At 34.4% G+C, this 22,904-nt stretch carries 22 protein-coding genes and 1 riboswitch; of the genes, 3 read left to right on the top strand and 19 right to left on the bottom strand.

Annotation, left to right across the window (positions count from 1 at the left end):
• Positions 1-81: 81 nt before the first annotated feature.
• The 5 genes from KGI96_RS08980 to oxyR form a co-directional block, all read right to left on the bottom strand.
• Positions 82-486 (bottom strand): nuclear transport factor 2-like protein, encoded by a 405-nt coding sequence (locus KGI96_RS08980; RefSeq protein WP_211599379.1) that lies wholly within the window; start codon positions 484-486, stop codon positions 82-84.
• A gap of 200 nt (positions 487-686) precedes the next feature.
• The gene (gene tpiA, locus KGI96_RS08975; protein ID WP_211599380.1) at positions 687-1,457 is read right to left on the bottom strand and encodes a triose-phosphate isomerase; all 771 of its coding nucleotides are present in this window, start codon (positions 1,455-1,457) and stop codon (positions 687-689) included.
• A gap of 134 nt (positions 1,458-1,591) precedes the next feature.
• Entirely contained in the window at positions 1,592-2,347 is a 756-nt protein-coding gene (deoR, locus tag KGI96_RS08970) for a DNA-binding transcriptional repressor DeoR (RefSeq protein WP_211599381.1), read from the bottom strand.
• Between the two features lie 104 nt (positions 2,348-2,451).
• On the bottom strand, positions 2,452-4,110 hold the full coding sequence (locus tag KGI96_RS08965) for a chloride channel protein (RefSeq protein ID WP_211599382.1): 1,659 nt from the start codon (positions 4,108-4,110) through the stop codon (positions 2,452-2,454).
• A 127-nt stretch (positions 4,111-4,237) separates the two neighbouring features.
• The gene (oxyR, locus tag KGI96_RS08960) at positions 4,238-5,125 is read right to left on the bottom strand and encodes a DNA-binding transcriptional regulator OxyR (protein ID WP_211599383.1); all 888 of its coding nucleotides are present in this window, start codon (positions 5,123-5,125) and stop codon (positions 4,238-4,240) included.
• Positions 5,126-5,236: 111 nt separating this feature from the next.
• Here oxyR and KGI96_RS08955 point away from each other — a divergent pair, with 111 nt between their 5' ends.
• Together KGI96_RS08955 and KGI96_RS08950 are read left to right on the top strand one after the other, a co-directional pair.
• Positions 5,237-5,968: a glutathione peroxidase gene (locus KGI96_RS08955; protein WP_211599384.1), complete on the top strand. Its 732-nt coding sequence runs from the start codon at positions 5,237-5,239 to the stop codon at positions 5,966-5,968.
• 319 nt (positions 5,969-6,287) lie between these two features.
• Complete coding sequence (locus KGI96_RS08950; protein ID WP_213156442.1) at positions 6,288-7,250, top strand: IS30 family transposase; 963 nt, start codon at positions 6,288-6,290, stop codon at positions 7,248-7,250.
• A gap of 166 nt (positions 7,251-7,416) precedes the next feature.
• On the opposite strand, the gene purF is transcribed toward KGI96_RS08950, so the two are convergent.
• The 14 genes from purF to KGI96_RS08880 form a co-directional block, all read right to left on the bottom strand.
• Positions 7,417-8,862 (bottom strand): amidophosphoribosyltransferase, encoded by a 1,446-nt coding sequence (gene purF / locus KGI96_RS08945; protein ID WP_211597163.1) that lies wholly within the window; start codon positions 8,860-8,862, stop codon positions 7,417-7,419.
• Between the two features lie 2 nt (positions 8,863-8,864).
• On the bottom strand, positions 8,865-10,142 hold the full coding sequence (purD, locus tag KGI96_RS08940; protein ID WP_211597164.1) for a phosphoribosylamine--glycine ligase: 1,278 nt from the start codon (positions 10,140-10,142) through the stop codon (positions 8,865-8,867).
• Positions 10,143-10,152: 10 nt separating this feature from the next.
• Positions 10,153-11,673 (bottom strand): bifunctional phosphoribosylaminoimidazolecarboxamide formyltransferase/IMP cyclohydrolase, encoded by a 1,521-nt coding sequence (purH, locus tag KGI96_RS08935; protein WP_211597165.1) that lies wholly within the window; start codon positions 11,671-11,673, stop codon positions 10,153-10,155.
• 32 nt (positions 11,674-11,705) lie between these two features.
• Positions 11,706-12,197 carry a flavodoxin family protein gene (locus tag KGI96_RS08930; RefSeq protein WP_211597166.1) on the bottom strand — a complete coding sequence of 164 codons (492 nt, stop codon included), beginning with the start codon at positions 12,195-12,197 and terminating at the stop codon, positions 11,706-11,708.
• Positions 12,198-12,252: 55 nt separating this feature from the next.
• A complete protein-coding gene (gene purN, locus KGI96_RS08925) occupies positions 12,253-12,828 on the bottom strand; it encodes a phosphoribosylglycinamide formyltransferase (protein WP_211597167.1) in 576 nt (191 codons plus the stop codon).
• Complete coding sequence (gene purM, locus KGI96_RS08920) at positions 12,816-13,838, bottom strand: phosphoribosylformylglycinamidine cyclo-ligase (RefSeq protein ID WP_211597298.1); 1,023 nt, start codon at positions 13,836-13,838, stop codon at positions 12,816-12,818. Before purM ends, purN begins: the two co-directional genes overlap by 13 nt.
• A gap of 14 nt (positions 13,839-13,852) precedes the next feature.
• Complete coding sequence (locus KGI96_RS08915) at positions 13,853-14,395, bottom strand: cysteine hydrolase family protein (RefSeq protein ID WP_211597168.1); 543 nt, start codon at positions 14,393-14,395, stop codon at positions 13,853-13,855.
• Between the two features lie 14 nt (positions 14,396-14,409).
• Entirely contained in the window at positions 14,410-15,117 is a 708-nt protein-coding gene (gene purC, locus KGI96_RS08910) for a phosphoribosylaminoimidazolesuccinocarboxamide synthase (RefSeq protein WP_211597169.1), read from the bottom strand.
• Positions 15,118-15,198: 81 nt separating this feature from the next.
• Positions 15,199-15,684, bottom strand: a complete 486-nt coding sequence (gene purE / locus KGI96_RS08905; RefSeq protein WP_211597170.1) for a 5-(carboxyamino)imidazole ribonucleotide mutase — start codon at positions 15,682-15,684, stop codon at positions 15,199-15,201.
• 17 nt (positions 15,685-15,701) lie between these two features.
• Positions 15,702-15,845, bottom strand: a complete 144-nt coding sequence (locus KGI96_RS11340) for a hypothetical protein (RefSeq protein WP_370685844.1) — start codon at positions 15,843-15,845, stop codon at positions 15,702-15,704.
• Complete coding sequence (locus KGI96_RS08895) at positions 15,842-16,441, bottom strand: DKNYY domain-containing protein (RefSeq protein ID WP_211597171.1); 600 nt, start codon at positions 16,439-16,441, stop codon at positions 15,842-15,844. The genes KGI96_RS11340 and KGI96_RS08895 overlap by 4 nt, the downstream gene beginning before the upstream one ends.
• A 4-nt stretch (positions 16,442-16,445) precedes the next feature.
• Positions 16,446-20,183, bottom strand: a complete 3,738-nt coding sequence (locus KGI96_RS08890) for a phosphoribosylformylglycinamidine synthase (RefSeq protein WP_211597172.1) — start codon at positions 20,181-20,183, stop codon at positions 16,446-16,448.
• Positions 20,184-20,361: 178 nt separating this feature from the next.
• Positions 20,362-20,459: riboswitch (purine riboswitch) on the bottom strand.
• 45 nt (positions 20,460-20,504) lie between these two features.
• Positions 20,505-21,539 carry a small ribosomal subunit biogenesis GTPase RsgA gene (rsgA, locus tag KGI96_RS08885; protein ID WP_211597173.1) on the bottom strand — a complete coding sequence of 345 codons (1,035 nt, stop codon included), beginning with the start codon at positions 21,537-21,539 and terminating at the stop codon, positions 20,505-20,507.
• Between the two features lie 45 nt (positions 21,540-21,584).
• Complete coding sequence (locus KGI96_RS08880) at positions 21,585-22,265, bottom strand: YggS family pyridoxal phosphate-dependent enzyme (protein ID WP_211597174.1); 681 nt, start codon at positions 22,263-22,265, stop codon at positions 21,585-21,587.
• Positions 22,266-22,334: 69 nt separating this feature from the next.
• Between KGI96_RS08880 and KGI96_RS08875 the strand changes: the two genes are divergently transcribed.
• On the top strand, positions 22,335-22,874 hold the full coding sequence (locus KGI96_RS08875; protein ID WP_211597175.1) for a KdsC family phosphatase: 540 nt from the start codon (positions 22,335-22,337) through the stop codon (positions 22,872-22,874).
• The last annotated feature ends 30 nt before the right edge of the window (positions 22,875-22,904 follow it).

The following is a 22,904-nucleotide window of genomic DNA, read 5'->3' as shown; positions in this document are numbered from 1 at the left end:
ACCAATTTTGTTACCAAAATATAAAGTTTTAATCAGGTATATATTCTGGTATTTTATTTATACAATGTTACTGTAATTATATTACTTTTTTGAGTTAATCAACATTTGAGTTCCGAACCATCCCCAATATATTCTATGGTGTTGTATTTTTTCATTTTTAATCTCTATTAATTCTATGATATCAACTTGTTGATTGTTCGGAGTTTGCCTTGGGTATTCCCAAATTAAAATATTATTCTTTATTAAATAATTATCTGTTCTATACCATTTCACTAATTCATTTGGTCTTCTTTTTGCTCCTTCAATTAAAAATTCAAGTATTTCATCCTTTCCTTTTAATATTCCATTGGTCTTATTCATAATTATTGGAACAAGTGGGCTTTCAAGAATTGCATCGTTTGCATATAGTTCTATTAATTTCAGAGTTTGTCTTGTTTTTGCAAATTCGTGCCATTCTTTGTGAATTTTTTCTGCAATATTTTTCATAACTAACTGCTAATTTCGCTCATTTTTTAATAGTAGGGTGGGTGACACATAAATATAGGTAATTTATGGATTTATCATTATATCCATTCTTAATTTGGAAATCATTATGAAAAGATACGATTTTATATATTGTTACCTTAAAAATATTTTTTTAGCACTCCTCTGTAAAGACAGAGGAGGTGATTTTCTATGAGATAAAATTAAGCTTTTTCTTTTTCTGCTGCTTTAACAATTACTGCAAAAGCCTCTGCTTTAAGTGAAGCGCCACCCACTAATGCACCATCAATATCTGGTTGAGTAAATAAGTCTGCTGCATTTGCATCATTTACAGAACCACCGTATTGAATAATCACTTGATCTGCAACTGCTTGAGATTTTGCAGCGATATGATCACGGATTGATTTATGAATGGCTTGAGCTTGCTCAGGAGTCGCTGATTTACCTGTTCCGATTGCCCAAATTGGTTCGTACGCAATAATTGCACCGTTAAATGCTTCTACACCTAAAGTATTTAAAATTGCATCGATTTGACGCTGGCAAACTTCTTGAGTTTTGCCTTGCTCATTTTCTTGTTCAGTTTCACCGATACATAAAACAGGGACTAGACCAGCATTTTTCAATACACCAAATTTTTGGGCTACAAATTTATCACTTTCTTTATGATATTGACGACGTTCTGAGTGACCAATGATAATATATTTTGCCCCAAAATCTTTTAACATTTCTGTTGAAATATCACCAGTGAATGCACCAGATTGTTTTAAATCCACATTTTGTGAACCTAATGCAATCACAGATTGACCAGTTAATGCCGCTTCAGCTTCAGCTAAATACATTACTGGTGGTGCAATTGCGACATCACAGCCTTTCACATCTTTTAATTCTGCTTTTAAGCCTTCAACTAACTGTTTTGTGAATGCTTTGCTACCATTTAATTTCCAGTTACCCATTACAAGTGGACGACGTGCCATTTTTTTCTCCTAATAATAATTAATAAAAAACTGTCTAACTATATCAAAATTTTAGTATTTTTTTATTTTTTTCTACAAATTTAATGATCTAGTTCAGAAAATAAGGAATATTTATTGGATTAATTCCCCATTTTTTAGGTAATAATATTCAGATCACTGCTATTAAATTCATAAGGCAATGGTTGATCTGTGATAATTTGGTCAAAGCGATCAGTAGGACAAATATAAGCCTGCTGTACTTTATTAATTTTAGAATGATCAAAAACAAGAACACTCTGCTCTGTTTTTGCCATTGCTTTAAGTTTTGTTTGTACTTCATTAAAATCGAAGCAAGTAACACCTTTGCTATTACTTACTCCTGCAGCTGAAATAAATGCCTTCGTTGTACAAATATTATCTAATTCATTGGATAAACTGATTGAATTGAAGTAACTGTTTTGACGTGAATAACTTCCACCACAAAGAATAAGTTCACAATAAGGGTATTCTTGTAAAACCAAAAAGGTATTAATAGAACAACAAACGGCTGTAAATTTTAATGAGCGGGGAATTTGTGATGCAATAAAGGGAATAGTTGATCCACCATCAAAAAAAACCACATCATTCTCAACAAGTTGCGATGCCGCAAGTTTTCCCACATACATTTTTTCTGCAATATGTTTAGTTTCTTGCTCTAGAATAATATAATTATTTTGGCTATTGGTTTGAGGCGATTTAACAATATATCCACCGAGTAAAGTAACGGAGTTTGTATTGTTACTGAGATCTCGTCGGATCGTCATTTCTGAAACGTTTAAAATTTCTGCAGCATCACGCAGATGAATTTTATCCATTTTTTTTAGTAAGAAATTGAGTTGTTGAATGCGAGAATTTACTTTGCTTTTGCTCATAGTGTCCTCAATATTTTTAACTTAGGCTATTATCTTATAAATTTTATAAAATTGAAATAGCTGTATTCTTATACATACAAATAAGACTATTGTCGTTTTAACAGTTAAACCACATTTTCTTCATTACGTAGCTGATTTAAAAAACTCAGGTAATGAGAAATCAAGTCGTTGTTATAAATAACGCCGATTAACTTTGGATTATTTTCACCATCTAATACGGGGATAAAATTAACATTTATTTTAGGCATCACTTCCATTGCTCGCCAAATAGAAGAGGCACGATAAACAAATGCAATGGATTTTTGAGCGATATCTTCAATAATGATATCTTCTTCTTTTTTCGTATTTTTATAGAGTTCAATGTCAACTAATCGTATTCGACCAAGGAGATAATTATGTTCATCCACCACAAAAGCAATATTTTTATGATTATCGAGCATTTGACGTTCTGCACTATCCAGACTTATTGAGCCATTCAGTACCAGATAATCTTGTGATATTAAACTATTGATACTGTGGGTTTCTGTATATAGTCGATCTCGTCCGTGTTCTAAATCCAGTCCTCGAGCTTTCAGTTGTAAGTCAAAGAAAGAGGAGGTGCCCATAAAACGGTAAGCCGTAATATTTGCCATTACTACAGCGAGCATTACGACACTGACAATTTGGAAATCTCCTGTAATTTCAATAGTAATTAAAATCATTGAAATAGGTGCACCAATAACTGCAGAGATCATTGCAGCCATAGTAGTAATGATAATAATTTCTGGTGAAAAAGAGAGTAGAGGAAATAATAATTGGATAACACCAGCAATAAGTCCTCCCAGTGCCGCACCAGTAAAAATGGTCGGTCCAAATATTCCTCCAGGGATGCCAAAGCCGAAAGTGAGAACGGTTGCAGCACCTTTTGCCATAAAAATAAAGAATAGTGCCATCAGGGTATAACTATGCCCCGTCATTAAATTATTCATTGCATCTAAGCTACTTCCAGCAGCCTCTGGTACAGTAACAATAATGAATGACGTTAAAATAGCCGCAATAAGTAGTTGATGAAACATTGCGAGTTTTATTTTTGCGTTAAAACGTTGTACCCACATAATATGGCGAATTTGCATAATACCAATAAAGGCGGCAACTATTCCGCCGAATGCAGCAATAAAATAAGTCGTGACATCGAAAGAATAGTGAGCCGGTAAGTTAAAGAAGATGGCTTTATCAAATAACTTACTACTGATAACGTAGCTGGTTACCGCAGAAATGGTAATAGGAGCAAAAGCACGAATGGAAAAAAAACGTAGTAAAACTTCGTGAACAAAAATGACCGCACCGAGTGGTGAGTGAAAAATTGCTGCAATTGCAGCCGCTGCCCCACAACCAATACTAATATAACGATGAACAGGACGAATCCATTTTAAGCGATGAAATAATATACCCGCCCCACTTCCAAGTTGGACTGTTGGTGAATAATAGCCGACAGAAAATCCAAAACCAATAGAAAATATGGATGCAAATGCGGAAAGTAGTGAAGATTTTGCATTTATTTTGCCATTTTTAGTGTGAATACCAGAGATTAAATCTGTTGGACTATGTTGGCGGTGTTCAGGTATTTTTTGTAGAAGATAGTACAGTATAGGACACGCAATTAAAGGACCAAGAGCAAAAAGTAACCATTGGGGAACAAAAGTTAATAAATGGTTCGTCTCTCGCCAATAGGTTGCGAGAAGATGGAAACTTTTTTCATAAGCCGCTGCAATAAAGGCGACCATTATCCCTAATACAACGGCATAAATAATAACCCCTATACTATGAATAATATCTTGTTTATTTAATTTAAAATCTTCAAAAATAATTTGTAAAAAATAAAAATAATCTTACCGCTTGTTTTGGTTTATATTAACGCTTCACCATCATTTTTCTAATTTCTGTTGCTAATCGTTCATATCTTACTCTTAAGGGTGAACCCGGTCGGTAAATTAAACCAATATCTCTAAAAGGTTCAGGTTCTTTAAAGGGAATATAATGTATTTGTTTATCTAATTTTTGTTGCATAGCTAACTCTGGAACTAATGTAATTCCCATATTGGTTGCCACCATATTTTTTAATGTTTCTAAACTTCTTGCTTTAAAATGTTTATCTTCTTTTCCTCCAACAGATAAACAATAACTTAATGCTTTATCCCTTAAACAATGTCCATCATCAAGTAATAACATTTCTTTTTCAGCAAGATCAGATAAAGCAATTTCAGTTAAATTTCCCCATTTGTGCTGAGTTGAAACGGCGAGTTGGATTGTTTCTTTAAAAATAGGCACTTCAATAAAAGATTCAGTTTCTCGACAAAAGGCTAATAAGCCACAGTCTAGTTGTCCAGTCTCTAATTGTTGTACAAGTTCAGCTGTTTGAAGTTCATAAATATAGAGTTCTAATTGGGGAAATAATTTTGCTAAATGAGGTAAAATTATCGGTGATAAATAAGGGGCTAGAGTTGGAATAATTCCAATATGCAAAGGACCAGACATCTCTTTGCCTTGATTGCTTGCCATATCTTTAAATACTTTCACTTCTCTTAATATCGCTTTAGCTTGATCAACAAGGATTAATCCTGCTTGAGTAAATAACACTTTACGGCTTGTTCTTTCAAGTAATATTGTACCTAATTCATTTTCTAATTTTCTGATTTGACCACTGAGAGTGGGTTGGCTAACATTACAAGAATCCGCCGCTTTACGGAAATGTTTAAACTCTGAAAGTGCAATTAAATATTCAAGATCACGAATATTCATAGAAACCCTCTATAAAAACCTATTGATATAATAGGCGACATTATGACATAAATCAGTGTAAAATAGTCAACAGTTTTTAATGAAACACCTCAATAAATTTAGGAGAAAATTATGTCTTTACAAGATATTTCAGGTCAAAAAGTACCACAAGTTACCTTCCACACACGTCAAGAAGACAACTGGGTTGATGTAACAACGAACGATATTTTTGCAGGTAAAACTGTCATCGTATTTTCATTACCAGGTGCATTCACACCAACGTGTTCTTCAACTCACTTACCTCGTTATAACGAATTAGCGAGCGAATTTGAAGCATTAGGTGTTGATGATATCTACTGTTTATCAGTAAATGATACTTTTGTAATGAATGCGTGGAAAGCTGATCAAGATGCAAAAAATATCAAAGTAATCCCAGACGGTAGCGGTGAATTTACCAAAGGTATGGGTATGTTAGTAAGCAAAGACGACTTAGGGTTTGGCGATCGTTCTTGGCGTTATTCTATGCTTGTGAAAGATGGCGTAATTGAAAAAATGTTCATCGAACCACAAGAACCAGGCGACCCATTCAAAGTATCTGATGCTGATACAATGATCAAATACTTAAAACCTGATTGGCAACCAAAACAATCTGCATCAATTATTACAAAACCAGGTTGCCCATTCTGTACAAAAGCGAAAATGCTATTAGAAGAAAAAGGCATTGCTTATGAAGAAATCGTTTTAGGTCGTGATGCAACAATGACTTCTGTTCGTGCAATTACTGGTCGTGCAACAGCACCACAAGTATTTATTGGCGGAAAACACATTGGCGGATTTGACGATTTAGCAAAATATTTTGCATAATTGCAAAAAGGTTAAATAAAGTAACCGCTAAAAACCCTTATTCGCTTGAGTAAGGGTTTTTTTATATTCTACAGTTTTGAGGAAAATTTCTCTTTTTTGTCCTTTATACCTATATTCTTGGTACTAAAAGATAAATTCATCAAGCTATTCTATCAAGAATAACTATCCATAATTTAGATGAGTGACTTTATTGCAGGGCAAGATAGTATTTAAAATCTCTTAGATTCAAAAAAGAAGTGCAACGTTTGAAAAATAGTAATTGAAATGTAAGATGTGCAGTGTTGCACTTCGATTTTCAACTACCACATATCAAAACGTTATGAAACACTACAAACATCTTACACAAGAACAAAGATATCAAATTTCTGCTCTAATGAAAACAGGAATCTCAAAAAGTGAAATTTCTCGAATCATTGGCGTTCACAAAGCAACGATATACCGTGAACTAAAACGTAATACTGGACAACGAGGTTACCGCCCTAAACAAGCAAATAACCTCGCTGTCTCTAGAAAAGCAAATAATGCTCAAACAATTAGTGATTTTGGCTGGGCATATATAGAGGAGTTATTATCAAGGAAATACTCTCCTGAACAAATTACAGGGAGACTACGTTTTCTTGGGTGGACTAATGTGCCTAGTCACGAAAGAATCTATCAATATATTTATGCGGATAAACAAGCAGGAGGAAAGCTGTATCAGCACCTACGTTGTCAGAAAACCTACAGAAAACGAGGTTACGCTAATCAAGATAGACGTGGTCAAATAGCAAATAGAATTGATATTACAGAACGTCCTGCTTCTGTTGATAATAGAGAACGCTTAGGGGATTATGAAGGTGATACCGTTGTAGGTAAACATCATCGTGGAGTGCTAGTTACCTTGGTTGATAGGGTAAGTCGAGAAACTAAAATAAAATGTTTACCTAACCGTAAGGCTGAACGAGTTAAAGAAGCTTGTATTGAAATGCTTTTAGGTGAAAATCCATTAAGTATTACCTTTGATAATGGTAAAGAGTTTGCACAACACGAAGAGATTGCAAAGTCATTAAAGACAACGATTTATTTTGCAAAACCATATCACTCTTGGGAGCGTGGAACAAATGAAAATACGAATGGGCTTATTCGGCAATTTTTACCAAAATCAGCCACTTTAGATAAAGTAACTGATGATGAGATTAAAGCTATTGAAGATAATTTAAACAATAGACCAAGAAAAGTATTAGGCTATCAAACACCTCTTGAGGTAAAATCTAGATTTGGGTGCGTTGCACTTCAAACTTGAATCCGCCTCTAATAAAAATCCTCACAAAACATTATTAGGCATAAGTATAGCGGGTAGATCCAGTTAAAAATTTACTACTTTTATGCTCGCTGATTTTTAATAACATTTAGTTATTGATTTTATAAAATCAATAGGTAAGGATTGCCCTTACCTTGAGTTATAAGTTTCACTCCTTTAGAATTTCTTGTAGATTAGGGTTATCTTTTTCATTAGTTATATAATGACCATCAAATATACTTGTTTCAAATTGTGTTAGTTTAGGATTGAGTTCCATAATTAATGTTTTTAGATCAGTTAAATCTTGAAATATAATTCCATCAGCACCTATTTGCTTACCAATAGCCTCATCATCTCTGTTATAACCAATCAATTCTGTGGCTAAGGGCATATCAATGCCATAGACATTAGGATAACGAACTGCTGGTGCAGCTGAAGCAAAATAAACCTTTTTTGCTCCCATCTCTCGAGCCATTTTGATAATTTGCTTTGATGTTGTTCCACGTACAATAGAATCATCTACTAGTAAGACATTTTTCCCCTCAAATTCACTACGAATAGGATTGAGTTTACGTCGCACAGATTGTTGTCGTTGTGCTTGGTTAGGCATAATAAAAGTACGTCCAATATAATGGTTTTTTACAAAACCAAATCGACAAGGTAAGTTTAAATACCGAGCCATTTCAATGGCGGCTGTTCCACTTGTTTCTGGTATAGGAATAATGACATCAATATCGTGATGTGACCATTCGCGCTGTAATTTTTGAGCTAATTTGATACCTTGTGCCATACGAGAATGATAAACCGAGACACCGTCCAAAATAGAGTCAGGACGGGATAAATAAATATATTCAAATAAGCAAGGAGTAGTTTGTGGATGGTCTACACAAATTTGAGTAAAACATTCTCCTTGTGTACTAATAAAAATAGCTTCTCCTGCTTTAATATCTCGTTCTAACTTAAAACCACAGATACTTAAAGCTGCACTTTCGGATGCAACCATATACTCCGTTCCTTTATCTGTTTGGCGGCTTCCATAGACGAGAGGTCGTATACCATAAGGATCTCGAAATGCGACAATACCGTAGCCAGTAATAAGTGTTACAACTGCATATCCACCACGAATTCGTTGATGAACTTGAGTAATTGCTTGAAAGATATCTTTTGCAGTAGGGGTTTTTGCTCCTTGTATCTGTAGCTCATGAGCAAAAACATTTAATAATATTTCTGAATCAGAATAGGTATTAAGGTGCCGCAGATCATTACTATGAATTTCTTCAATTAATTGAGCGGTATTTGTCAAATTACCATTATGAGCTAGTGCGATACCGTAGGGTGCGTTAACGTAGAAAGGTTGAGCTTCTGCCACATTATTTGTACCTGCAGTTGGGTATCGAACGTGTCCAATACCAATATTTCCTGTTAATTTTTTCATATGGCGAGTACGAATAACCTCTCTGACTAATCCATTCTCTTTTCGCATATAAAATTTACCATTATCGCCAGTAACTATTCCAGCAGCATCTTGCCCACGGTGTTGTAACACCGTAAGGGCATCAAAGATAATTTGATTTACATAATTTTGAGCAACAACAACACCAACAACACCACACATTTTTATATCCCTTTATCTGAAAGTAATTGACCAATATCATTACGATAATACATTTCTCTAAAAGTAATGTTAGCCACGTTTTGATATGCTTTTTCTTTTGCCTGTTCTAGGCTACTCGCTATTCCTACGATATTAAGCACCCTTCCACCGTTTGTGTAGTAGAGGTGTTCTTTTTCTTGAACACCTGCGAAGAAAATTTGACAATCCTTTTTTTCAATGCTTTCTGCTATGCCTAAAATTTTGTCCCCTTTCTTATATTTGGTAGGGTAGCCCCCTGCAGTAAGGACGACACAACAAGTGCTAGCGTTATGCCATTGTAGAGTGATACTTTCTAACTGTTTATCTAAGGATTTTTGAATAATCTCCAGTAGATCACTTTCTAAAAGTGGTAAAACGGCTTGCGTTTCAGGATCACCAAAACGCATATTGTATTCGAGTAAATAAACGCCGTCAGCACACACCATTAATCCAAAGAAAATGACGCCTGCAAAGTCCATTTTTTCTTGCTGTAACCCTTTTAATGTTGGTTGCAGAATATCAGTAATGAATTGTTGTTTTACTTCTGGGGTGTAATGTGGATTGGGGGCAATAACCCCCATTCCGCCAGTATTTAAACCTGTATCTCCCTCACCAATTTTTTTGTGATCTTTGGCAGAGATAAAAGGTAAAATTGTTTTACCATCAGTGACTGATAAAATAGAAATTTCCACACCTTCTAGAAATTGTTCGATAATAATGGTATCACCAGCATTGGCGAAAACTTTTTTAACCATCATATCATCAATGGTTTTTTCAGCCTCTGTATGTGTTTGACAGATAACCACGCCCTTACCTGCTGCTAAACCACTGGCTTTAACTACAAGGGGATATGGCATAAATTTGATATAATCTAGAGCAAGTTTAGGATCATTAAAACTTTGTGATTTTGCTGTTTTCACACCATACTTCTGCATAAATTGCTTAGCGAAAGATTTAGAACCTTCTAATTTAGCTGCTTTTTTATCAGGTCCAAAAATAGTTAAGTTATTTTGCTGAAATAAATCAACGATACCTGCTACTAATAATTCCTCACTACCAACAATTGTTAAATCTATTTGTTGTTCTTTAGCAAAAGTAAGGATTTCTTGACTTGTTGTTAAGTTTACATTTTCGCAATTAGGTAATAAAGTATCATAGGCATTACCCACTGCTGCGTAAATCTTTGTTACTCGTGGATTTTGAGCTATCTTCCAAGCGATAGCGTGTTCACGACCACCTGCTCCTATAATTAATATTTTCATTTAGGTTACCTTAATGTTTAAAATGTCTTAATTGACTAAATACCATCGCAATATCTTTTTTATTGCAGACATCAATAGAATCTTGATCACGAATAGAGCCACCCGGTTGAATAATTGCAGTAATAGCATTTTCTGATACTAATTCAACCACATCACTAAATGGGAAAAATGCATCAGAGGCAAGCACCATATTGGTTTTATCAAAGGTATTAGCTCTTTCAATGGCTTTTTCTGTTGCCCAAATACGACTGACTTCACCGCCACCAATTCCAAGTGTTTGTCCATCTTTGGCAATCACTATTGCATTTGATTTCACATATTTAACCACTTTTAAAGCAAATAATAAGTCTTTATTCTCAATATCATTTGGTTGTTTATTTGTGACCACTTTAGCATTATCTAGTAGGGCATTATTTACGTCTTGTACTAACAAACCACCATCTACTTTGATATATTCTTTACTGTCTTGTGGCTTTTGATTGCATTTGATGACTCTTAAGTTTTTCTTTTGTTTAAGAACAGTAAGGGCGTCATCGCTAAAGCTAGGAGCAATAACAATTTCTAGGAAAATATCGTTTAATTTTTTTGCCGTACTTTCATCAACTTCACTGTTAAAGGCAACAATGCCACCAAAAATTGATACGGGGTCGCATTCGTAGGCTTTGCTATAAGCTGTTTCAACACTATCAGCAATGGCAACACCACAAGGTGTTGAGTGCTTAACTGCACAACAAGCAATGTCTTCAGTTTCATTAAATTCACAGACGACTTTCCACGCTAAATCCATATCTCGAATATTATTAAATGATAAGGCTTTACCGTTTAGCTGGCTAAAGTTTTTCATTGCTCCATCATTCATTTTATCAACATAGTAAACCGCTTTTTGATGTGAATTTTCGCCATAACGCATTTCACTTTCTTTTTGATAAGAAATCGTTAAAAATTCAGGGCAGTCATCATCAAGTAGGAATTGGGAAATAGCAGCATCATAACAAGCGGTCAGATTAAATACTTTTTTTGCAAAAAATTTCCTTGTTTCATAGCTAATAGTTTGACTGTTATTTAGTTCATCAATAACGATTTGATAATCTTTTTTATCAGTAATGACTACTACATCTTTAAATGACTTGGCAGCACTGCGGAGCATTGTTGGACCACCAATATCAATAAATTCAATAGTATCATCAAAAGGTAAATTTTCTTTCACTTTATCAAAGAATGGATAAAGATTCACAATGACAAAATCAATGGTGGCGATATTTTTTTCTCTTAAAGTTTGCATATGTTCTGCATTGTCACGTATTGCCAAAATACCACCGTGAATATATGGGTGGAGCGTTTTTACTCGACCATCTAGCATTTCATCAGAATCAATGAGTTGACTGACTTCAAGGACAGGAACGCCACTTGCTTGCAAATGCCTATAAGTGCCACCAGTAGAAATAATTTCTACATTATGTTTGATAAGACACTCGGCTAATTCTACGATACCGTCTTTATCAAAAACCGATAGTAATGCTCTTTTTTTCATCGTTGTTTCCTTTGTTAAAGTTAAAATATCTTTTATTGATTAAGTGCAGTATCAAAATCTTTCAGTGCATTCATATCTAATTCATCTGCAACAGTATGTAAATTCGCTATGTGTTCCGTGCCAAAATATCTAAATGTTTCATTAAATGGTAAGAAAAAATCATCGCCTAAATGGTTACCGATAGATGAAGTAATTACTGCTGTTTTTTTGCCGCGCAATTTTCGTCCTATATCTTTTGCAATAGTGATTAAATCGCTAGTGCGGTCAAAAAATACTTTCATTTGTGCCGACATTGCATACCAATATACAGGCGTTGCAAAGACAAAAACATCATAATTTTCAGTGATATTTTCAATGATTTTGAGAAAATCATCATTTTGATTATGGTGCTCATAGTCGTAGTATGAAATGTTGTAATCTAATAAATCAATCACATCATAATCAGAAAATTTTCTTAACTCATCAATAACCTTTCGTGTGCCACCATTTTTTCTTGAACTTCCTAAAATTATTACTTTTCTCATTCTGTACTCCTATATTTTTTTACTGTAATGATAATATTTTGTATCTTGTTCCCAATCACGATTTTCGTAGAGTTTTTGTACAAAATTCTTTAACCACTCTCGGCAACAGTTCCCACTCTTTTTGCAATACCGATTTTGCAATTTCATCAGCCGTTTTTGCACTGCTAATATCCACTTCACTTTGGGCAATAATATCGCCTGTGTCCACGCCTGCATCAACATAATGCACCGTACAACCACTGATTGTATCGCCACTTGCCAATACGGCTTTATGCACATTTATTCCATACATTCCACGTCCACCATATTTAGGTAGTAACGAGGGGTGGATATTAATGACGGTATAGCAGTCAGTGAGGTCTTTATCTAAAATAGATAAAAATCCAGCCAGTACCACTAAATTAATTTTGCGTGTAGCTAAAATTTCACAAATTTGCTGTGAACAATTTTCTCTTGTTACTTGAAAAGTAGTGATATGGTATTGTTCAGCGAGAGTGGTAGCTTTACAACTTCTATCTGCAACAACGCAATCGATTGCAATTTTATGTTTAATTAATTGCATCATATTGCTACCACCACCAGAGACTAAAACAGCAATTTTGATAGAATCTTTAGATGTTATTTTAGACACAATTGATTATCCCCTTGTTCAATATGTCCAATTACATAAGCAGGTTCGCTAATGCTGGCTAAATAATCAACAACATCATCAACCATATTAGGATTAACCACAAGGGTAAAACCTACACCCATATTAAAAGTGCCAAACATCTCATCTTCACTGATATTGCCTCGTTGTTGCACTTCGGCAAAGAGTGGTAGTGATTGCCATAGCGGAGTGACGTTATTTTTGAATACTACAGGTGATAAGTCTTTATTCATACAACGAGGTAGATTTTCAATCAAACCACCGCCAGTAATATGTGCCATTGCGTGAATATCAAACTTTTCTAATAGTTGTAAAATCGGCTTCACATAGATTTTGGTTGGAGTTAGTAGCCAATCACTTACACTTTTGCCTTCAATAACTTCATTATAATCGCTAAAAATTTTGCGTAGCAGAGAAAAACCATTACTATGAAAACCACTCGAAGGTAAGGCAATAATACTATCACCAGCACGTACTTTATCACCATTAATCAGTTGTGATTTTTCTACGACACCAACACAAAATCCAGCAATATCGTAATCACCAATTTGATAAAATCCTGGCATTTCAGCGGTTTCTCCACCAATTAAAGCTGCTCCAGCTTGTAAACAGCCATCAGAAATGCCTGATACTAATTCAGCGGCAACTTCAGCCTCTAATTTGCCACACGCCAAATAATCTAAAAAGAACAGTGGTTTTGCACCGTGACATAAAATATCATTAACACACATCGCCACCGCATCAATACCGACCGTATCGTATTTTTTCTGTGTTAAAGCAATTTCTAACTTTGTGCCTACGCCATCGGTGCCTGAGACTAAAATGGGTTCTTTATAGTTTCCTAAGGCGTACATCGCCCCAAAACTACCCAAATTGGTTAGTACTGATGAATTATGTGTTTGTTGCACTTTTTTCTTCATCAGTTCAACGGCTTTATAGCCTTCTTCTTTATCAACGCCTGCTTGTTTGTATGTGATTGTGGTCATTGTTATCTCTTTTGCTAACTTTATATATCAAAATCATTAGTATTAATTACTTCTGCATAAAAATAGTTTAATGCTGATAAAAACGATTTTTGTACATTTTCTGCATCGACTTTTTTTCCGAATATTTCTAAATTTTTCGTTGCACAAGCATCGCCTATTACTTTAATCTTAAAGCCTAAATCTTTACCAGCCCTTACAGTTGCATCAACGCACATATGCGTCATCATTCCTAGAATTACTAAATTTTCTATATCATTATTTTTTAGATATTCAAATAACTCTGTATCTCTAAAACTATTGGGAAAATGTTTAATAAATACTTTTTCATTAGGTTGTGGTTTTACGGAATTATGTATTTCTGCTCCCAGAGTATCAGGTAGAAAGAAACTAGCATCAGGTCGTGTAGATAAATGTTTAATATGAACAACAAGTTGATTTTTTTCTCTAAATTTATCTAATATTTTTTTCGCATTAATACTTGCTTTTTCACTTTCAAATAATTCTATTTTTCCATTCGGAAAATAGTCATTTTGAATATCAATAATAATAAGTGCTTTATTCATTTTTTACTCCTTTTTTAATTATTTGCCAAACGCTTACATATTTCCAAATAGGCATCTTCAATATCGCCTAAATCTTGACGGAAACGGTCTTTATCCAATTTTTTACCTGTTTCTTTATCCCAGAAACGACAAGTATCTGGCGTAATTTCATCAGCAAGTAAAATATCACCCTTTGCATTTTTACCAAACTCAATTTTAAAATCGACTAATGTAATACCAAGTTTGTCAAATTTGGCTTTTAACAAATCATTAATCTTAGCAGTAATATTATAAATACTTGCCAATTCATCATAAGTCGCTAAGCCTAATGCGACAGCGTGGTGATCATTAATCAATGGATCGCCATATTCATCATTTTTATAGCAAATTTCAAAAATAGTATTATTTGGTTTTGTACCTTCGGCAATACCCACTCGTTTTGCCATTGAACCAGCAATAAGGTTGCGGACAATCACTTCTAATGGGAAAATTTGTACTTTTTGGCACAGTTGTTCTCTATCACTTAACTTTTCAATAAAGTGCGTTTTGATACCATTTTCTTCCAGTAATTTAAAAATTATTGTAGTAATTTGGTTATTGAGTACACCTTTATCTTTGATTGTTCCTTTTTTTGCACCATTGCCAGCAGTGGCATCATCTTTGTAAAAAATAATCACTTGCTCAGTGTTATCAGTTGCATAAATTTGTTTGGCTTTGCCTTCGTAAATAAATTCTGTTTTCATTTTTTTGCTCTTTTGGTTAATCGTGTTCGTTAAGATGAATTTATTGTAGAGATAGGGCATGCCCTGTCTCTACGGATAAAATTACAATGCTACATTAATAGTATCTTTAAAACCTTCTTTCATATTCGTTCTAAAATTGGCTAATTTGGCTTGCAAATCAGCATTACCGATAGCAAGCATTTGTACTGCTAACATACCTGCATTAAAAGAATTATTAATGCCGACACTTGCCACAGGAATAGATTTTGGCATTTGCACAATGGAATACAATGCGTCTATGCCATTACCGATAGCCGATTTTCCAGCATTAATTGGCACGCCGATAACTGGCAAGGTGGTTTTTGATGCCACTACACCCGGTAAATGTGCCGATAAACCAGCACCAGCGATAATCACACCATAGTTTTCTTGTTCAAATTTCGTCAGTATTTCTGCCAATAATTCAGGCGCTCGATGTGCTGATAAAATATGTGCTGAATACTCTATGCCAAATTGTTTTAAACAATCTGATGCACCTTTCATTACTTCTAAATCGGATTGACTACCGAATATAATACCTACTTTCATAATAAAAACTCCGTTAATTAAAATTTTTGTGATTTGTAATATTCTTTAACTTTTCCCACATTCCAATCTTGTGGCAATTTGTCTTTTTCTACAAAGTTCATACAATAGACATTATTTTTATCTTTTGAATACGCTCGGTAGAGATGTTTCCAAGTGTTTATATCAACTCGTGGTAATTTTTTATTGCAAAAAATACGCTCTTTTTATCTCGTGAAAATCCATTGCCTAACAATTTCCAAGTTTCTTTATCTGCACCTTTTAATACACCGCTTTCATAAAAGATATTTTCACTATCCATTGCAAAGTAATCATCTGCATTTACAAGCGTTAAAGTTTGTGGGTCGCTACAACTTTTTATTACTCTGCCAAAGTAATAAGCAAAGTTTTTGTCATACGCAAAACCATTACCTAAAACGCAAAAATCTTGTGCGTCAAGCCCTTTTAATTGTGTAAGTGAAGTTTCATTTTCAATGTAAGCAACATTTTTGTCTTTCCAATAACCATTGCCTAACGCTACAAAACTATCTCTATCAACCTTTGATAATTTAGACCAAGCGTGATAAATATTATTTTTATCTCGTGCAATAAAAACAGTATCACTACTTTGATAAATCTCAAATGTTTCAATATCAGCACTACGCAAAATGCGTTTTTGATGCACGATTTTTCCGTCTTGTATTTCCCAATAAATAATCTTATTAAATTCCTTATCAATAACTTTTTCATTAGGGTATTCGGTTAATTTTTTCCACATCATAACTCTACCCAAAATACTTAACCCCATTTGCAAAAATATTTTGGTCATTATCACCAGAAATATTTTTGAATGTTCCCTCAGAATAACGCTCGGAATGCCCCATTTTGCCTAAAATTCTGCCATCAGCTGACATAATACCCTCTATGGCTAGGCTTGAGCCATTAGGGTTATAAATAAATTCATTAGTTGCTCTATTAGATAAATCAACATATTGTGTCGCAATTTGCCCATTGGCAATGAGTTGTTGTAGAGTATCTTCGCTTGCATAAAAACGTCCTTCACCATGAGAAACGGGAATATTAAAAGTTTGTCCCACAGCAAAAGAAGATAACCAAGGTGATTGGTTATTTACTATTTTTGTTGTTACTATTTGAGAAATATGGCGACCGATCTTATTAAAAGTTAGCGTTGGCGATTGTGGCGTAATTTGACCGATATCACCATTTGGTAACAAGCCTGATTTAACAAGAGCTTGGAAGCCATTACAGATGCCTAAAACCAAGCCATCTCTTGCTAGAAATTCATTAATACTCTCTTTTAATTGTGGGTTTTGTAAGATAGCAGCAATAAATTTACCTGAACCATCTGGCTCATCACCTGCACTAAAACCGCCAGGTAATACAAAGATTTGTGCTGTTTTAAGTTTATGGCACAGTTGATTAATAGAATCACGAATATAATTTGAGGTAATATTTCTAAATAATAGTATTTCCGCACATCCTCCATTGCGATTAAATGCGTTATACATATCGTATTCTGAATTACTACCAGGGAAAGTGGCGATTAATACTCTAGGTTTTGCAACCTTAACACCTTGTATTGAATGTGCTATTTTATTTGTTGTCACAGATAAATCTGTCAGAATAGCCGGTTGTTCATCCGTTTTTACTGGAAAAATTTTTGCTAGTTTTCCTAGCCATACTTCTTGCAAAGTAGTTAGATTAATATGTTCGTTATCAATAACAACAGAAAACTCATTAATACTTTGCCCTAATAAAACTGCATTAGGTTGGCTGATTATTTTTTGACTTTCAACAATGATGCTGGCTGGTTTAATAGTAAAATAATCAGTGTTATTGTTGTTGAGTCTAACACCGATACGATTACCGAAACTCATTTTTGCCAAAGCTTCCGCAATACCACCGTGTTTTACTGTCATTGCTGATAATATAGTGCCTTCTTCAATACCTGTCAGCACTGTTTCAAAATTATTTTTAAGGATATGGGCATTATAGTGTCCTTCATCATCTAATGGATTATCCAGTAGATAAATATATGAACCAATTTGCTTAAATTCAGGAGAAATAATGTTATTAATATTACCAGAACTTACTGCAAAAGAAATAAAAGTTGGTGGTACGTGTAAATCGTTAAATGTACCACTCATCGAGTCTTTACCACCAATAGCCGCGACGTGAAAATCACTTTGAGCCTTGATTGCCCCTAGCAGCGCTAAAAAGGGTTTTGACCAAGTGACACTGTCCTGCCCTAGTTTTTGGAAATATTCTTGGAATGATAAGCGAGCTTTCTTATAATCAATACCGACTGAAACCAATTTAGCAAGAGAATCAATGACGGCATACATTGCTCCGTGATAGGGTGACCACGATAATAGATAAGGATTACAACCCCAAGTAATGGCAGAAACAGTTTGTGTTTCTTTATTAAGCACTGGTAATTTAGCAACAGAAACATCTATTGGAGTCATTTGATAACGTCCACCAAATGGCATTAATACTGTTCCTGCCCCAATAGTAGAATCAAACATTTCACTCAAACCTTTTTGTGAGGTGACGTTTAAATCACATAAATTTTCTTCCCACTGTTTTTGTAAATTATCACCTGAAACTACCCGCTTAAAAGGTTGTTGTCTATCAATATTAGTAACGGTAATATCAATTTGTTGTCTCACACCATTAGTGTTTAAAAACTCACGTTGAATATCGACAATATGTGTACCTTTCCACGTCAGCAATAAACGATTATCATCGGTTACCTTACCAACTACTGTTGCTAATAAATTTTCTTCTTGGGCATATTGCAAAAAGGTTTGACTATCTTTTTCAGAAACAATCACTGCCATACGTTCTTGTGATTCAGAAATAGCGAGTTCAGTACCACTTAATCCTTCATATTTTACAGGAATTAAATCAAGATTAACTTTAACACCATCGGCAAGCTCACCAATCGCAACGCAAACCCCACCTGCACCAAAGTCATTACACTTTTTAATTAATCTAGTAGCATTAGCATTTCTGAATAAGCGTTGAATTTTACGCTCTTCTAGAGCGTTACCTTTTTGTACCTCTGCTCCGCAAAGTAGCAAAGAATTATCATTATGTTCTTTAGATGAACCTGATGCTCCACCACAGCCATCACGTCCTGTCTTGCCACCCAGTAAAATAATATGATCATTAGGTTGTGGTTTAGCCCTGATTACATTTTTGATAGGAGCAGCAGCAACCACTGCACCTACTTCCATTCGTTTAGCTTTATAACCTTCGTGATACAATTCTGACACCAATGAGGTGGCAATACCAATTTGGTTACCATAGGAAGAATAACCTTCAGCAGCTTCAGTGGTAATTTTTTGTTGGCTTAATTTACCAGCAAGAGTATCTTCGATTTTTTCCAGTGGATTAGCTGAACCTGTCACGCGAATTGCCTGATAAACATAAGCTCGCCCAGATAATGGATCTCGAATAGCACCGCCTAAACAAGTAGAGGCACCACCAAACGGTTCAATTTCTGTTGGGTGATTGTGAGTTTCATTTTTGAACATCAACAACCATTTTTCAAGGTGTTTTTCCCCTGAAAAATCGCTAGTTTCCACATCCAAATAGACAGAACAGGCATTGTTTTCATCAGAAATTTCTAAATCATCTAAATATCCAGTTTTATGTAAATATTTTGCCATCACTGTTGCCATATCCATTAGACACTGAGACTTATTTGCAGCTACTTTTGATTTAATGTCTAAATAATGATTGAATGCTGACTGTATTTGTTGTCCAAAAGGCGAATCAGGAAAGCTGATATGTCTAATTTGTGTTTCAAAGGTGGTATGGCGACAATGATCTGACCAATAGGTATCAAAAACTTTAATTTCAGTTTCAGTAGGATTTCTACCTAGTTGTTGATAATGTTGATGAATAGAATGTAAATCTTCGTAGCCCATAGCAAGATTTAGTTCATCTTTTAATTGATCGAGTTGGTTATGATTAAGACTGAGGAAGTTATCATAGATAACTACGCTATCATTAATAGTAATGGGTGTTTTAGCAAAGAGAGATAAATCTTTCTCTTTGCTATCAACAGGGTTTATATAGAATTGTTTAATTTTACTGAGATCAGCGAGGTTAACACTTCCTTCAAGAATAATAATTTTAAAAGATTTAACGGTAATATTAAGTTTTTTTGATAAAATAATTTCAATACATTGTAAAGCAGAGTCTGCTCGTTGGTCGAATTGCCCATCTAAGCATTCAACAGCAAAGTACGTTTTATTTGTTAATTCTAATTCATCAATAACTTTATCACTAACAAGTTCTGATAAAATTCGATATTTAATTTTAGCAATCTCTTGGACACTTGCTTCTAGATCAAAAATATCATAACCATTGATTACCTTTAAGGATTCTAATCCTTGAATATGTAATTCTTGTTTAAATTTAGCACATAACTGCTTCGCCTCTATATCAAAACCAGACTGCTTTTCAATGAAAAAACGTAGATTTGTCATCTTATCCTCAAAGTCATTTTAAAAATGTTAGAAACAAAAAAAGCCTAGATGCACGCATCTAGGCTGAATAATACAGATAAATTATTTTGTGATTTATACAAGTGCTTTATTCTCATTACAAAATACCATAGTTTTACGAAAACAACGCAAGGAGTACAGAATTAAATTCAGTACTTTTTGTAATAAGAGTTATTTTCGTAGTAGTTAATTTAAGGTTAACTGTAGAGACGCTCAACCATATTTTGAGCATATACGATTAAAAATTTTGTGCGATTTTACAACATTTTTTTTGTAAAGTAATCCTCTTTTTTTAAATAAAAATTAATTGTTTTTAAAATAGCGTTGTCCTTTCACTTCTTTACTACTTTCAATTAAACGATGATAATTTTCAAAGCGAGTTCGGTTAATTTTGCCTTCTTCTACGGCTTCTCTAATTGCACAGTTTGGATCGGTGTTGTGTTTACAATCACGGAATTTGCATAAACCTAAAATAGATTGAAATTCTATATAACCTTGAGTGATTTGCTCCACCTCTAAATGCCATAAGCCAAACTCACGAATACCTGGAGAATCAATCAGTTTACCACCTTGTGGTAATTGATATAAATAGGAAGCGGTAGTCGTGTGTTGCCCTAACCCTGAGTTAGTACTCACTTTATTAGTGAGTATATTGCTCTCTGGAAGTATTTGGTTGATTAAGCTTGATTTTCCGACTCCAGATTGTCCTACAAAAATAGACGTACCTTGTGAAAGATAGCGGTCTAATTTTTCCATTCCTTCTCCTGTTTGAGCAGATAAACAAAGGCTTTGATAACCAATGTTACGATAGATATCGAGTTGTTTTTCAACTTCTTGTCGCTCATCATCATTTAATAAATCAATTTTATTTAACACAATTAAGGCTGGAATTTTTGCATTTTCACAAATCACCAAATAGCGATCAATAATATTTAATGACAACTCAGGCAATACGGCAGATACAATAATAATTTGATCAATATTTGATGCCATTACTTTGATTCCGTCATAATAATCGGGGCGAGAAAGTTCATTTTTACGAGGATAAATTGCCTCGATCACACCACTAATGCCTTGCAATTGTTCACTGCCTTTTCGCCAAGATACTTTATCTCCGACTACCACAGATTTTAGAGTACGACGTAGATTACAACGGCATACCTCACCATCTGAATTTTCTACGTCAGCATGTTTAGCGTGACGGGCGATAACCAAACCATCTTTTGTTTCACCCAGCATTTCATCTTGCCATTCTAATTCTTTTTTATGAATTTTATTGTGATGATTAGATTGAATACGTCGTTTTTGATTTTGTGTGAGTTTTCGTTGTTTTCCCAAAAGATTACCCAAATTAACTGATTTTATTAAATTATAGCCTAAGAATTAACTTCTTGCTCCAAAAATTGCACTTCCTATACGAACCATTGTTGAACCACATTCAATCGCACTTTGCATATCATTGCTCATTCCCATTGAAAGGGTGTCAATTTCGGGGTAGTGCTGTTGTAAGGTATCAAATAATGCTTTCATTTTATTTAAGGCGATTTTTTGTTTTTCAGGCTCACTCTCCGATTTTGGAATCGCCATCAAACCACGTAGTTTTAAACGTGGTAACAGCATAATTTCATTGGCAAGAGAGAGCATTTCACGGGGAGCAATCCCTGATTTTGATTCTTCATCACTAATGTTAATTTGGATTAACACATTCAGTGGAGCAAGGTGTTCAGGGCGTTGTTCATTTAAGCGAGTGGCAACTTTTAAGCGATCGATAGTTTGTACCCAATCAAAATGTTCAGCCACTAAGCGGGTCTTTTTTGATTGTAGCGTACCAATAAAATGCCATTCAAGATCATTATAATTATGAAAATAAGCAATTTTTTCTACCCCTTCTTGCATATAATTTTCCCCAAAGGCACGTTGTCCGCAAGCAATTGCTTGTTCAATATCGCTTACAGGTTTGGTTTTGGTTACTGCAAGTAATGTTACCTGATCTAAGCGGTTACATTTTTGTAAAAATTTGCAAATTTGTTTCTTTATTTGTGTTAAATTTTGTTCAATAGACATTTTTAATCCTAAATAAGCTATAATCTCTCCATATTAAAATGCAATATGGTTTAAATCAATAGAGAATATATGAAAGAGTTAGCAAAAATTAAATTAGTAATAACCGATGTCGATGGTGTTTTAACAGACGGCGGACTTTATTACAATGAAAAAGGCGAAGAATTAAAAAAATTCCACGTACAAGATGGTTTAGGTATTAAAATGCTCTTAACTACAGGTACAAAAGTGGCGGTGCTTTCGGGCGGTGATTCGCCGTTGTTACGTAAACGAATTGATGTGTTGAAAATTCCTTATTTTTTATTAGGGAAAATGGAAAAACGCACCGCTTGTTTGACCTTAATTGAGCAAGCAGGAGTAACCCCAGAAGAAACGGCTTACATTGGTGATGATACCTTAGATTTACCCGCATTTGAGATTTGTGGTTTGGCAATTGCTGTGGCAGATGCCCCTGATTACATTAAAAAGCAAGCTGATTTAATTTTAAAAAAGGCAGGGGGACAAGGTGCTTTTCGTGAACTTTCCGATATGTTGTTACTCTCACAAGGAAAGGAAGATGTTTACAGTACAGCAGACGGTTTTATGAGAGTGGTTGAGCAAATGACTCAGTAGTTTTAGATATAATTTTAAAATCATAAAAAC

This window comes from Phocoenobacter atlanticus subsp. cyclopteri (assembly GCF_018343795.1).
Taxonomy (GTDB): domain Bacteria; phylum Pseudomonadota; class Gammaproteobacteria; order Enterobacterales; family Pasteurellaceae; genus Phocoenobacter; species Phocoenobacter atlanticus.
This window is presented reverse-complemented; position numbering and strand designations above follow the sequence as displayed.

What these genes read in the sequence shown, in the direction of transcription:
- purC (WP_211597169.1), bottom strand. Translation starts at nt 15,117, where the DNA reads ATGAAAACAGAATTTATTTACGAAGGCAAAGCCAAACAAATTTATGCA.
- oxyR (WP_211599383.1), bottom strand. Translation starts at nt 5,125, where the DNA reads ATGAATATTCGTGATCTTGAATATTTAATTGCACTTTCAGAGTTTAAA.
- KGI96_RS08965 (WP_211599382.1), bottom strand. Translation starts at nt 4,110, where the DNA reads ATGGTCGCCTTTATTGCAGCGGCTTATGAAAAAAGTTTCCATCTTCTC.
- KGI96_RS08950 (WP_213156442.1), top strand. Translation starts at nt 6,288, where the DNA reads ATGAAACACTACAAACATCTTACACAAGAACAAAGATATCAAATTTCT.
- tpiA (WP_211599380.1), bottom strand. Translation starts at nt 1,457, where the DNA reads ATGGCACGTCGTCCACTTGTAATGGGTAACTGGAAATTAAATGGTAGC.
- KGI96_RS08955 (WP_211599384.1), top strand. Translation starts at nt 5,237, where the DNA reads ATGTCTTTACAAGATATTTCAGGTCAAAAAGTACCACAAGTTACCTTC.
- KGI96_RS08980 (WP_211599379.1), bottom strand. Translation starts at nt 486, where the DNA reads ATGAAAAATATTGCAGAAAAAATTCACAAAGAATGGCACGAATTTGCA.
- purD (WP_211597164.1), bottom strand. Translation starts at nt 10,142, where the DNA reads ATGAAAATATTAATTATAGGAGCAGGTGGTCGTGAACACGCTATCGCT.
- purF (WP_211597163.1), bottom strand. Translation starts at nt 8,862, where the DNA reads ATGTGTGGTGTTGTTGGTGTTGTTGTTGCTCAAAATTATGTAAATCAA.
- purH (WP_211597165.1), bottom strand. Translation starts at nt 11,673, where the DNA reads ATGAAAAAAAGAGCATTACTATCGGTTTTTGATAAAGACGGTATCGTA.
- deoR (WP_211599381.1), bottom strand. Translation starts at nt 2,347, where the DNA reads ATGAGCAAAAGCAAAGTAAATTCTCGCATTCAACAACTCAATTTCTTA.
- KGI96_RS08890 (WP_211597172.1), bottom strand. Translation starts at nt 20,183, where the DNA reads ATGACAAATCTACGTTTTTTCATTGAAAAGCAGTCTGGTTTTGATATA.
- KGI96_RS08895 (WP_211597171.1), bottom strand. Translation starts at nt 16,441, where the DNA reads ATGATGTGGAAAAAATTAACCGAATACCCTAATGAAAAAGTTATTGAT.
- KGI96_RS08930 (WP_211597166.1), bottom strand. Translation starts at nt 12,197, where the DNA reads ATGAGAAAAGTAATAATTTTAGGAAGTTCAAGAAAAAATGGTGGCACA.
- KGI96_RS08915 (WP_211597168.1), bottom strand. Translation starts at nt 14,395, where the DNA reads ATGAATAAAGCACTTATTATTATTGATATTCAAAATGACTATTTTCCG.
- purE (WP_211597170.1), bottom strand. Translation starts at nt 15,684, where the DNA reads ATGAAAGTAGGTATTATATTCGGTAGTCAATCCGATTTAGAAGTAATG.
- KGI96_RS08880 (WP_211597174.1), bottom strand. Translation starts at nt 22,265, where the DNA reads ATGTCTATTGAACAAAATTTAACACAAATAAAGAAACAAATTTGCAAA.
- KGI96_RS08875 (WP_211597175.1), top strand. Translation starts at nt 22,335, where the DNA reads ATGAAAGAGTTAGCAAAAATTAAATTAGTAATAACCGATGTCGATGGT.